We start from the raw sequence: 12426 nt of genomic DNA, 5'->3' as shown, positions 1-12426 counted from the left end.
CTGCATTTGAACGGATTTGAACCAACCTTCAAAAAATCCAACCCTCTGCCGACAACTCACAGTTATCATTGGCCGGAGATTTGGAGGTTGAGCCATGCGCTATTCACACGATCATAAAGCCCAGACCCACGAGCGCATCATCAAGGAAGCGGCGGCCCGCTTTCGCCGTGACGGTATTGGCGCGACCGGCCTGCAGCCCTTGATGAAAGCCCTGGGCCTGACCCACGGCGGCTTCTACGCGCACTTCAAATCCAAGGACGAACTGGTCGAGAAAGCCCTGCAGGAAGCCGCGGCGGAACTGGACGTGCATTGCGACACGCTGTTCAGCCAGGACAAGCCGGTACAGGCGTTCATCGACAGCTACCTGTCCGAGTGGCACCTGACCACGCCGGAACACGGATGCCCATTGCCGACCATGTGCTCGGAGCTGGGACAACGTGGCGCACCGAGCCCGACCACCGACACGGTGATCGAGTCCCGGCTCAAGCAGGTCGAGGAGGCGCTGGGTGGCGGACCGGATGCACAGGACCAGAGTATCGTGATGCTGGCGACGCTGGTCGGGGCGCTGGTGCTCTCGCGCAGTGCGGAAGACGCCGAACTGGCGCAGAAAATCCTGGATGTAACCAGGGCGCATTTGAAGGATCAGGTGGAGTAAGGCTCGCCAGGGGCTGCGACAACCAGGGCCCCTGACGAAAAAGAGACCGATCCCCGGACCGGTCTCGAGCGCCGGATCGACGCCGTCAGTTGATCGCCAGTTGGTCGCGATTCTTGTCGAGAATCGCCTTGCCGATCCCCTTGACCTCAAGCAACTCATCCACCGAAGAGAAAGGTCCGTTCGCTTCCCGATAGGCGACGATGGCCTGGGCCTTGGCCTCGCCGATGCCCGACAGTTCACGCTGGATGGTTTCGGCATCGGCGGTGTTCAGGTTGACCTTGCCGGCTTTTGGAGCAGACTCTGCCTGACTCGCGGGTGCGGCTTGCTGGCCGGTCTGGGCGGCTGGCGCCGCATTGACCGCCGCGGTGGCGCCGAGCAGAACGGTTAACAACAGGGAGGGGAAAAAGCCTGTACGCATAGGTGACACTCCATGACATCGTAGGGGAAAGCAGCTTTTCCGAAGCTGCTTTCCAAACCTAGGTGATGCTGGAGCCTTGTCAAAAACGAGGCCGTTACCGGGTGTGTAGCTTCAGGGATCCATGCGCCGTTGCTGATAGATCCAGTCCACTATCTCACCGTCCGGAGCGTAGCCACTGACGGTGTCCCGCAACAACTGACGCACACGTGCGTAGTCATCGCTCTCCACGGCCGCAAGCAATTCGGACAGGCGCAACTTGAGCGCCTCCCAGGGCAGCAGGTCTTCATTGGCGGTCATGATCATCGGATGCTGGGTCGCCGCCACGTTGTCGCCGATCAGCAACTCTTCGTAAAGCTTTTCTCCAGGTCGCAACCCCGAGAACTCGATCGCGATATCACCATGAGGGTTCTTGTCGGAACGGATACTCAGGCCGGAAAGGTGAATCATCTTTTCCGCCAGCTCGACAATCCTGACCGGTTCGCCCATGTCCAGGACAAACACATCGCCCCCCTGCCCCATCGAGCCGGCCTGGATGACCAGTTGGGCGGCTTCAGGGATAGTCATGAAGTAACGCGTGATCTTCGGATGGGTCACCGTCAGCGGCCCACCCGCCTTGATCTGCTTGTGGAACAACGGAATAACCGACCCCGACGAACCCAGCACGTTGCCAAACCGAACCATGGTGAAACGGGTCTTGTTGACCCGGGACACATTGCTAGAATCACCAAAGAGCACCGGTGCCAGCTCACGACTGAGGGCCTGCAGGGTCATCTCGGCCAGACGCTTGGTGCTGCCCATGACATTGGTCGGCCGCACCGCCTTGTCGGTGGAAATGAGCACGAAGTTCGCCACGCCGGCCTGCAATGCCGCCTGAGCGGTGTTCAGGGTGCCGATCACATTGTTCAGCACGCCTTCGGCGATGTTGTGCTCGACCATGGGCACGTGCTTGTACGCCGCCGCATGGTAGACCGTTTCCACACGCCAGGTTTTCATGACAGACAGCAACTTGTCCGGATTACGCACGGAGCCGAGGATCGGCAGCAGGCGCACGGACAGGGACTCACGGGCCACGCGCCGCTCAAGCTCCGACAAGATGCTGTAGAGATTGAACTCACTGTGCTCGAAAAGCAGAAGCGTCGTTGGGCGCAAGGCAAGAATCTGCCGGCAAAGCTCCGAACCAATGGAGCCGCCGGCTCCGGTGACAAGCACCGCACGGCCCTTGATGCAATGCTCAAGCAGTTCAGCCTGGGCAGGCACGGCGTCACGCCCGAGCAGATCGGCGATATCGACTTCCTGGATATCGTCGACCTTGACCCGCCCGCTGGCCAGATCCATGAACCCGGGCACACTGCGTACATGCAAGGGGTAACCTTCCAGGAAACCAAGAATCTCACGGCGGCGCCCGCGGGAAGAGGAAGGAATCGCCAGCAGGATTTCCTGGGCTCCCGTGGTATCGATCATCTGCTGGATATGCTTGGGTTTGTAGACCTGCAACCCGGAAATACTGCGATCGGCAATACTGCTGTCATCGTCAATAAAGGCAACGGGCTGCATGGCGCGGCCCATGCGCAGCGCAGCAACCAGTTGGTTACCCGCCGAACCGGCTCCGTACACTGCCACCTTCGTCAGCCCGCTATCACGATTGGCAAAAGGCATGTGCTGGGAGGCACCAAACCAATCCCCCAGGAAGTACTGGCGCATCACCAGACGCAGACCACCGATCATGATCAGGCTCAACCACCAGTAGTTGAACATGATGGATCGCGGCACCACTGTCTGGTGGTTGCTATAGAGATAGACCACCACACCGAGGATCAGCGCGGACAGGCTCACCGCCTTGACGATGGCGATCAGGGCATCATTGCCGAAATAACGCATCACCGCCCGGTACAACCCGAATTTTACAAACAGCGGAATAGCCACCACAGGCGCGGAGAGAAACAACCAGCGGTGCTGGGTAAACGGGTTGATCACGTCGTCCAGCCCCAGCCTGACGACAAACGACATCCACAGCGCCAACCACACCAGCACAATGTCGGCGATGACCTGAAGAACGCGTTTTTGCCGACGCGGGAGGCCTAACAAAAAGGCTCGTATCTTATCCATAACCCCTCTAAGGCCAGTATCCAAAAAACGGCAATACACATGCTGTATCCGATACAGGCATGTCCAAGCCAACTGGAAAAACGATAACGCTCAGCCCGCTTTTTCCAGCTCGCCCGCGTGAAACCTGAAGGCCAGGAAAACCAACGGCACATACGCGACAATCAGCCCGATGGCGCCGTCCACTATCGACAATCCGACACATAGGGCAATCGGCAACAACCAGCCAAGATTGATCCCGGTTACCGCCAGAGTCACCGGCAGATGGCTGCCCACCTGCCGCGAGGCAAATTGATAGGCATGACTGCGATGCGCCTCGTACACCTTGTCACCACGCAGTAAACGTCGTATCAACGTAAACGTCGCGTCGACGACGAACACGCCCAGCAAAATCAACCACACCCACAGCAACCGGGGTTCAGCCCAGGCCGCATGGAGGGAAAGCCCGCCGAGCATCACGCCGAGAAAACCGCTGCCGGCATCACCCATGAAAATCCTGGCAGGTGGAAAATTCCAGTATAGAAAACCACCGACCGCCATCGCCAGCAGCAACGGCGGCCAGATCAGGCCTGCATTGTCTGTGAGTGTATAGACAAGACACGCGCCGAGGCACGCCGTCAGCGCTTCTACGCTGGCAATCCCGTCGATTCCATCCATGAAATTATAAAGATTGAGCATCCACACCAGATAGAAGGCGGCCAAGACATCACCGACCAACCCCAGGTTGATACGTGCGCCCATGATATCAAGAGTCGGCAGGCCACCCATCCAGAAAAGCAACCAGGCCGCCGCCGAAAAATGAGCCAACAAGCGCCAGCGAGCAGCTACATGGCCATGATCGTCGAGAAACCCCACCAGCGCGATACAGGCGCCGGCACCCAGCAGCGCCCAGACGATGGGCCAAAGCACGATGCCGGTAAACGCCAGGACAGGCAAGACAGCCAGGAAACTGACGACGATGGCCACGCCACCACCACGGGGAGTGGCGACGGAATGAGAGCTGCGCTCGTTGGGAATATCCATCAGGCTGCGCGCCAACGCGTAATGACGAAGAGCGCCCGTCAACAATAACGACGCCATCAACACGACCAAACAGCACAACAAAATCATCATCAAGCCAAGATCCTTGCCACACTTAAATAACGATATTCACGAGCAGCTTTTACTCGCCAGACCCGGAAACTTTACGCGTCGTAAAAAACAGGAGGCCAAGCCAGAAAATACTCGACCTGGCAGTTGGGCCCGCGAATATAGACGACTCTACGCAATAACTCGACACTTGCCACCATGGACAAGAAAACCAGCGAAATACAGAGGGGAAGAGATAACGGGGAAATAGCCGCTACGACCGGACATGATCCCGGAGCACAAAGGGAGACAGTGAACCGAACGGGTCAATCCCGGATGCCATCCAATAAACGGAATGCCGATTTATCGGGATAGATACAATCGCCCGCAGGGTGATGAACAACGGGACAGATCACCAGGCCAGACGCATACGCACCTGGCGAAGATGATCAGGCATCATCATGCTCTTCATCTTCATTCACCCGATCCCGAAGCTCCTTCCCCGGTTTGAAGTGCGGTACAAACTTCCCATCCAGGCTGACCGACTGCCCGGTCTTGGGATTGCGCCCCACGCGCGGTGCGCGATAGTGCAGGGAAAAGCTACCGAATCCACGAATTTCGATCCGGTCCCCAGTCGCCAGGCACTGGGACATTTGCTCAAGCATGGTCTTGATGGCCAACTCGACATCCTTGGATGAGAGCAGCCCCTGATGGGTGACAATTCGTTCGATCAACTCCGACTTCGTCATATTTTTCCCTTCTTTTTCAAGCAGCTAGGAAAAGCGCTTCGAAGGTTTTAGCATGACCTGAGGATTTTGAACAGCCCATCTATTGACTTATCTGCATACCAGATACGTCCGGGCCTGGAGGTGTGTATATCGACTAGTTGCAGATCACCAGCATCGTCCGGGTGGCATAGCCTGCCGGATTCCAGCCAAAGAGATAGTCACCTTCATCATCCTTGGCATCACTGGACTTGGTGACGACCTTGTAGCCCTGAGCCTTGCACTCGCGAGCCGCCCGTTTGTAGCACTTTTCCCAGCCGGAACCCAATCCCGAGCAGTCGATCTCGATACCGCTCACACCGTGCCTGACGTGGGTCTTGGCGTTGGTGGTACATCCGGCAAGCAACGCCAGGGCAAATACTGCTATGAGCTTGCTCATTCACATCCTTATCAAGGTGACACCCTGAGAAAAGCCTTCGACAGCTGACAATGGCTGATCCAGACACACAGATCTTTACACTTATAAATGTGACCGTAGCACGTCCGATTTGGTTTCACCCGTGAAACACTCAAATCCCGGCCATAAAAAAGGGCGACCGAAGTCGCCCTTTTTTCAACAGTCAGACAGAACTCAGTTCTGTTTGGCCATTGCTTGACGCAGCAGAGCAGCCATGGTGGTGTCAGCTGCTTCGCCTTCCGGAGCTGCTTTCAGGCTCTGGATGGCTTCTTTCTCGTCTTCAACGTCTTTCGACTTGATCGACAGCTGGATCACGCGGCTCTTGCGGTCAACGCTGATGATCTTGGCTTCTACTTCTTCGCCTTCCTTCAGGACGTTACGCGCGTCTTCAACGCGGTCACGGCTGATTTCGGAGGCTTTCAGAGTCGCTTCGATATCGTCGGCCAGAACGATGATGGCGCCTTTGGCGTCAACTTCTTTCACAGTGCCTTTAACGATGGCGCCTTTGTCGTTAACCGAGACGTACTCGGAGAACGGGTCGCTTTCCAGTTGCTTGATGCCCAGGGAGATGCGCTCACGCTCTGGGTCAACCGACAGGATGACGGTGTCCAGCTCGTCGCCCTTCTTGAAACGACGTACGGCTTCTTCGCCCACTTCGTTCCAGGAGATGTCGGACAGGTGAACCAGACCGTCGATGCCGCCGTCCAGACCAATGAAGATACCGAAATCGGTGATCGACTTGATGGTGCCGGAGATCTTGTCGCCCTTGTTGAACTGGCCAGAGAAGTCTTCCCATGGGTTCGACTTGCACTGCTTGATGCCCAGGGAGATACGACGACGCTCTTCGTCGATGTCCAGAACCATGACTTCCACTTCGTCGCCGACTTGTACGACTTTCGAAGGGTGGATGTTCTTGTTGGTCCAGTCCATTTCCGAAACGTGCACCAGACCTTCAACGCCTTCTTCCAGCTCAGCGAAGCAGCCGTAGTCGGTCAGGTTGGTTACACGCGCGGTAACGCGGGTGCTTTCTGGGTAACGGGCTTTGATAGCAACCCATGGATCTTCGCCCAGCTGCTTCAGGCCCAGGGAAACACGATTGCGCTCGCGATCGTACTTCAGAACCTTGACATCGATCTCGTCGCCAACGTTGACGATTTCCGATGGATGCTTGATGCGCTTCCAGGCCATGTCGGTGATGTGCAGCAGGCCATCGACGCCACCCAGATCGACGAATGCGCCGTAGTCGGTGAGGTTCTTGACGATACCCTTGACTTGCTGACCTTCCTGCAGGGATTCCAGCAGAGCTTCACGCTCGGCGGAGTTCTCGGCTTCCAGGACGCTGCGGCGGGAAACGACAACGTTGTTGCGTTTCTGGTCGAGCTTGATGACCTTGAACTCGAGCTCTTTGCCTTCCAGGTGCGTGGTGTCGCGCACTGGACGGACGTCAACCAGGGAACCTGGCAGGAACGCACGGATGCCGTTAACGTCGACAGTGAAGCCGCCTTTAACCTTACCGTTGATAACGCCCTTGACCACTTCCTCGGCTGCGAAGGCTGCTTCCAGAACGATCCAGCATTCAGCGCGCTTGGCTTTTTCACGGGACAGCTTGGTTTCACCAAAGCCGTCTTCAACCGAATCCAGCGCCACGTGAACTTCGTCACCGACGTTGATGTTCAGCTCGCCAGCATCGTTGTAGAACTGTTCCAGCGGGATCAGAGCTTCAGACTTCAGACCAGCGTGGACAGTGACCCAACGAGCTTGGTAATCGATATCAACGATAACACCGGTGATGATCGAACCAGCCTGAAGATTAAGGGTCTTCAAGCTCTCTTCAAAGAGTTCCGCAAAGCTTTCGCTCATTTTAATTCCTGTTGATAAGGGCGAAGAATACGCCCATCTGCCACACCCCAGACGGTGTGGGTTACGTTCATATGAAAGAAGCCATGCAGGACTATGACTGGTCCCCTGCACGCTTCTTGGTCACCCGGCGATATCGCGAATGGCGATCTCGCTCATGATGCGTTCCAGCACCTGCTCGATGGACAACTCCGTGGAATCCAGCTGTATGGCGTCAGCCGCCGGCTTGAGCGGGGCTACCGCTCGCTGGGTGTCACGCTCATCGCGTGCACGTATCTCATCTAGCAGACTCGACAGACTAACATCATCGCCCTTGGCCTTCAACTGCAAGTACCGGCGACGCGCCCGCTCCTCGGAACTGGCGGTGAGGAAAATCTTCAGCGGCGCATCGGGAAACACTACGGTCCCCATGTCGCGACCGTCGGCCACCAGTCCCGGCGGCTCCTGGAATGCGCGCTGGCGCTGCAGCAAGGCGTCGCGCACCGCCGGCAGGGCCGCGACCTGGGAAGCACCGGCACCGATCGACTCGTTGCGGATATCCTGGGTGACATCGTCCCCTTCGAGAATGATGCGCTGCGGCTGGCCGTCGGTCGCACCGATGAACTGCACGTCGAGATGGGCGGCCAGCAGCTTGAGGGACTCTTCGTTGGTCAGGTCGACACCGTGATTGCGCGCGGCGAAGGCCAGCAACCGATACAGCGCACCAGAGTCCAGCAGGCACCAGCCCAGACGCTTGGCCAGCAGACCGGCGATAGTGCCCTTGCCCGAGCCGCTGGGTCCGTCGATGGCGATGACTGGAGCTTGAATATTCACGACTGAGCCTCTTTGTGATCATCGTTGGCGTTCATTGTGTCCTTGCGGGCCCGTCGGGCCAAGATCCTGCCGAAATGTTCGCGTGCCGCCTGGGCCCGCTCGAACACATCCAGCAGTTGATGCCCATCCCCCGCGTCGACGGCATCGCGCAAGACATCCAGGTCGCTGCGGAAGGTGTCCAGTGCACGCAACACCGCCTCGCGATTGGCCAGGAAGATGTCGTGCCACATGACCGGATCGCTGCCGGCAATTCGCGTGAAATCACGGAATCCACCGGCGGCGTAACGGAAAATCTCCAGGTTCTCGTTGCGCTTGGCCAGGGAATCCACCAGGCCGAAAGCCAGCAGGTGCGGCAAATGACTGGTGGCCGCCAGGACTTCGTCGTGGCGCTGGACCTGCATATGCTCGACATCCGCGCCCAGGGCACGCCACAGCCGGTCGACCGTGGCCACCGCCGCCGGATCGGTTTCATCCAGCGGGGTCAGGATCACCTTGTGCCGGCGGAACAGCTTGCCGTTGGAAGCCTGCACCCCGCTCTGTTCGGATCCGGCAATCGGGTGCCCGGGCACGAACCGCGGCGGCATGGCGCCAAACGCCGAGCAGGCGGCACGCACCACATTGCCCTTGGCACTGCCGACATCCGTCAGGATCGCTTGCCCCAGGTCCATGCCCGCCAACAGGCCGAGCATCTTCTCCATGGCCAGGATCGGCACCGCCAGTTGAATCACATCGGCTCCCCGACAAGCGGTCGCCAGATCTTCCTCGCAGCGATCGACCACCCCCAGCTCCACCGCCAACTGGCGTGATTGCGGATCGAGATCGACACCGACCACTTCCCGGCAGAGGCCGCTTTCCCGCAGCCCCTTGGCGAAGGAACCGCCAATCAGCCCGAGACCGACCACCACCAGGCGGCCGATCATAGGCGTCACAGATTGCATCGGCATGACATCAACCACGAGCCAGGACCTTGGCCAGGGCCTCGAGCAAACGACTGTTTTCACTGGCCAGGCCAATACTGATGCGCAGGTGCCGCGGCAAACCATAACCGGCGATCGGACGCACGATCACGCCCTCGCGCAGCAGGCCCTGGTAAACCGGCCCCGCGTCGCGACCGACATCGACAGCGAGGAAATTGGCGCGCGAGGGAATCCAGCCCAGGCCCATCTGCCGGAAACCTTCCTCCAGTTGCCGCATGCCGGCTTCGTTCAGCTCGCGACTGCGTGCCACGTACTCGACATCGTCCAGCGCGGCATGGGCCGCCACCAGGGCGAGACTGTTCACGTTGAACGGCTGGCGCACCCGATTGAGGATGTCCGCCACCGCCGGCGACGACAGCCCGTAGCCGACACGCAGCGCCGCGAGGCCGTAGGCCTTGGAGAACGTGCGGGAAACCAGCAGGTTCGGATAGGTCGACAGGTAGTTCAGGCCATTCGGCAGATCTTCGCCCTGGGCGTACTCGATATACGCCTCGTCCAGCACCACCAGCACATTGCCGGGCACCTTCGCCAGGAAGGCTTCCAGCGCCTGCGGGCCGAACCAGGTGCCGGTCGGGTTGTTCGGGTTGGCGATAAACACCACGCGGGTGTTCTCGTCGATCGCCGCCAGCATCGCCGGCAGGTCATGTCCGAAATCCCTGGCCGGAGCCACGCGGGCGTCGGCGGCCACGGCCTGGGTCACGATCGGATAGATCGCGAAGGCATGCTCGCTGAAGACCGCATTCAGGCCCGGCGCCAGGTAGGCACGGGCGACCAGTTCGAGGATATCGTTGGAACCGTTGCCCAGGGTCACCTGGCTGGCCTGCACGCCGCACAACTCGGACAGGCGCTGCTTCAGCTCGAAGCCGTTGCCGTCCGGGTAGCGGGTCAGGTCGGCCAACGCCTCGCCAATCGCCGCCAGGGCCCTGGGACTGGCGCCCAGCGGGTTTTCATTGCTCGCCAGCTTGATGATGCGCGCCGGATCGATATCCAGCTCGCGCGCCAATTCGTCCACGGGCTTGCCCGGAACGTAAGGCGAAAGTTGTTGCACGCCCGGCTGCGCCAGGGCGAGGAAGTCGCCACTCATGTTCAACGCCTTTAGAGAACCGCTTTCGGGTAGGAACCCAGCACCTTGAGGGCCACCGCTTCCTGACTGATCTTCTCCAGCACACCCTTGACCAGCGGATCACGGTGATGGCCGACGAAGTCGATAAAGAACACGTACGTCCATTTACCGCTGCGCGAAGGTCGGGTTTCGATTCGCGTCAGGTCAATCCCGTTGTCGTGGAACGGCACCAGCAGCTCATGGAGCGCGCCGGGCTTGTTGCTCATGGAAACAATGATCGAGGTCTTGTCGTCGCCGGTCGGCGGCACTTCCTGGCTGCCGATCATCAGGAACCGCGTGGAGTTGTCCGGACGGTCCTCGATTTTCTCGGCCAGGCGGGTCAACCCATACAGGCCTGCCGCCATATCGCCGGCAATCGCCGCCGAATTCCACTCACCCTTGACCCGCTTGGCCGCCTCGGCGTTGCTCGACACCGCCACGCGCTCGACATTCGGATAATGGGCGTCCAGCCATTTGCGGCACTGGGCCAGCGACTGGGCATGGGAGTAGATGCGACTGATGCTGTCGGTCTTGGTATTTTCGCCCACCAGCAGATGGTGGTGGATACGCAGCTCGACTTCGCCACAGATCACCATGTCGTGCTCGAGGAAACTGTCGAGGGTGTGGTTGACCGCACCCTCGGTGGAGTTTTCCACCGGCACCACGCCGAAGTTCACCGCACCGGCGGCGACTTCACGGAATACTTCATCGATGGCCGCCATCGGCTTGCTGATCACCGCATGACCGAAGTGCTTCATCGCCGCCGCCTGGGTAAAGGTACCCTCGGGGCCCAGATAAGCCACTTTCAGCGGCTGCTCCAGCGCCAGGCAGGAGGACATGATCTCGCGGAACAACCGCGCCATCTCCTCATTGCCCAGCGGCCCCTGGTTGCGCTCCATGACTCGCTTGAGCACCTGGGCTTCACGCTCCGGGCGATAGAACACCGGCACTTCGCCTTCGGCCAGCGAGGCCATCTTTACCCGCGCGACTTCCTGGGCGCAGCGTGCGCGCTCGCTGATCAGCTCGAGGACTTTCTCGTCGAGACTGTCGATGCGCAGGCGCAGTGCCTTGAGTTCTTGCTCAGACATTAGCCGTGTTCCTTCTCGAACTCTGCCATGTACGCCACCAGCGCATTGACTGCATTGATGTCGACGGCGTTATAGATGGAGGCACGCATGCCGCCCACCGAACGGTGACCCTTGAGGTTCAACAGGCCGCGGGCGTCGGCGCCGGCCAGGAACGGTTTGTCCAGGCGGTCGTCAGCCAGACGGAACGGCACGTTCATCCACGAGCGGTCGGTCTTGTTGATCGGGTTGCTGTACAGGCCGCTGGCATCGATGAAGTCATACAGAGTGCGCTGCTTGACCTCATTGAGCTTGCCGATGGCCGCTACACCACCCTGCTCCTTCAGCCACTCGAATACCAGCCCGGAGAGGTACCAGGCCAGGGTCGGCGGCGTGTTGTACATGGAGCCGTTGTCGGCCGCGACCTTGTAGTTGAGCATGGTCGGGCAGATCGAACGCGCGTGCCCCAGGAGGTCTTCGCGAATGATGTTCACGACGATGCCGCTCGGGCCGATGTTCTTCTGCGCACCGGCGTAGATCATGCCGAAGCGGGAGATATCCACAGGGCGCGAGAGAATGTCCGAGGACATGTCGGCGACCAGCGGCACATCGCCGGTTTCCGGAATCCAGTTGAATTCCAGGCCACCGATGGTTTCGTTCGGCGCGTAGTGAACGTAGGCAGCATCCTTGGACAGGTTCCACTCGCTCTGCCCGGGAATGGCGAAGTAGTCGTAGGGCTTGGCCGTGGCCGCCACATTGACAGCACCATAACGCGAGGCTTCTTCGATGGCTTTCTGCGACCAGATACCGGTATCGATATAGTCGGCCTTGCCGTTTTCAGGCAGCAGGTTCAATGGAATCTGGGAAAACTGCTGGCTGGCGCCACCTTGCAGGAACAGCACCTTGTAGTTCGAGGGGATATCCAGCAGGTCGCGCAGATCCTGCTCGGCCTTGGTGGCGATGGAGACGAATTCATCGCTGCGATGACTCATTTCCATGACCGACAGCCCTTTGCCGTGCCAGTCCAGCAATTCCGACTGGGCACGCAACAGGACAGCTTCAGGCAGCGCAGCGGGACCCGCGCAGAAGTTATAGGCTCGTTTGCTCACATCCACTCTCGCTTTGCTTGGAGATATACACGCCGCCCGTCCTGCCCGGCGCCCTGCAGGAAAGAATCGCCGGCCGAG

At 59.4% G+C, this 12426-nt stretch carries 11 protein-coding genes and 1 pseudogene; 1 reads left to right on the top strand and 11 read right to left on the bottom strand.

The genetic code is table 11. The features are described from left to right. The first annotated feature begins 94 nt into the window (after positions 1 to 94). Positions 95 to 655, top strand: a complete 561-nt coding sequence (locus ACL9RJ_RS17335; protein ID WP_017129653.1) for a TetR/AcrR family transcriptional regulator — start codon at positions 95 to 97, stop codon at positions 653 to 655. Positions 656 to 740: 85 nt separating this feature from the next. Here ACL9RJ_RS17335 and ACL9RJ_RS17330 read toward each other — a convergent pair whose 3' ends face one another. From ACL9RJ_RS17330 to serC, 11 genes and pseudogenes are all read right to left on the bottom strand, one after another. Next, a complete protein-coding gene (locus ACL9RJ_RS17330) occupies positions 741 to 1073 on the bottom strand; it encodes a ComEA family DNA-binding protein (protein WP_017129654.1) in 333 nt (110 codons plus the stop codon). 111 nt (positions 1074 to 1184) lie between these two features. Then, positions 1185 to 3179 carry a polysaccharide biosynthesis protein gene (locus tag ACL9RJ_RS17325; RefSeq protein ID WP_422765541.1) on the bottom strand — a complete coding sequence of 665 codons (1995 nt, stop codon included), beginning with the start codon at positions 3177 to 3179 and terminating at the stop codon, positions 1185 to 1187. A 90-nt stretch (positions 3180 to 3269) separates the two neighbouring features. Further along, positions 3270 to 4289 carry an MraY family glycosyltransferase gene (locus ACL9RJ_RS17320; protein ID WP_017129656.1) on the bottom strand — a complete coding sequence of 340 codons (1020 nt, stop codon included), beginning with the start codon at positions 4287 to 4289 and terminating at the stop codon, positions 3270 to 3272. 404 nt (positions 4290 to 4693) lie between these two features. Continuing rightward, entirely contained in the window at positions 4694 to 4993 is a 300-nt protein-coding gene (gene ihfB, locus ACL9RJ_RS17315) for an integration host factor subunit beta (protein WP_017129657.1), read from the bottom strand. A 133-nt stretch (positions 4994 to 5126) separates the two neighbouring features. Beyond that, on the bottom strand, positions 5127 to 5408 hold the full coding sequence (locus tag ACL9RJ_RS17310; RefSeq protein WP_017129658.1) for a hypothetical protein: 282 nt from the start codon (positions 5406 to 5408) through the stop codon (positions 5127 to 5129). A gap of 192 nt (positions 5409 to 5600) precedes the next feature. Further along, the gene (gene rpsA / locus ACL9RJ_RS17305) at positions 5601 to 7286 is read right to left on the bottom strand and encodes a 30S ribosomal protein S1 (RefSeq protein WP_017129659.1); all 1686 of its coding nucleotides are present in this window, start codon (positions 7284 to 7286) and stop codon (positions 5601 to 5603) included. Positions 7287 to 7406: 120 nt separating this feature from the next. Next, complete coding sequence (gene cmk, locus ACL9RJ_RS17300; protein ID WP_017129660.1) at positions 7407 to 8096, bottom strand: (d)CMP kinase; 690 nt, start codon at positions 8094 to 8096, stop codon at positions 7407 to 7409. A gap of 20 nt (positions 8097 to 8116) precedes the next feature. Next, positions 8117 to 9016: pseudogene (locus ACL9RJ_RS17295) on the bottom strand (prephenate dehydrogenase/arogenate dehydrogenase family protein); the annotation flags it as partial. 28 nt (positions 9017 to 9044) lie between these two features. Beyond that, entirely contained in the window at positions 9045 to 10157 is a 1113-nt protein-coding gene (hisC, locus tag ACL9RJ_RS17290; RefSeq protein ID WP_017129661.1) for a histidinol-phosphate transaminase, read from the bottom strand. Between the two features lie 11 nt (positions 10158 to 10168). Continuing rightward, on the bottom strand, positions 10169 to 11263 hold the full coding sequence (gene pheA / locus ACL9RJ_RS17285; protein WP_017129662.1) for a prephenate dehydratase: 1095 nt from the start codon (positions 11261 to 11263) through the stop codon (positions 10169 to 10171). Continuing rightward, the gene (gene serC / locus ACL9RJ_RS17280) at positions 11263 to 12348 is read right to left on the bottom strand and encodes a 3-phosphoserine/phosphohydroxythreonine transaminase (RefSeq protein ID WP_422765500.1); all 1086 of its coding nucleotides are present in this window, start codon (positions 12346 to 12348) and stop codon (positions 11263 to 11265) included. Before serC ends, pheA begins: the two co-directional genes overlap by 1 nt. Between the last annotated feature and the right edge of the window lie 78 nt (positions 12349 to 12426).

The organism is Pseudomonas sp. Mn2068, from assembly GCF_049319725.1.
Lineage (GTDB): Bacteria > Pseudomonadota > Gammaproteobacteria > Pseudomonadales > Pseudomonadaceae > Aquipseudomonas > Aquipseudomonas gingeri.
The sequence above is the reverse complement of the archived record's forward strand: the minus strand, read 5'-3'. Positions and strand labels throughout refer to the sequence as shown.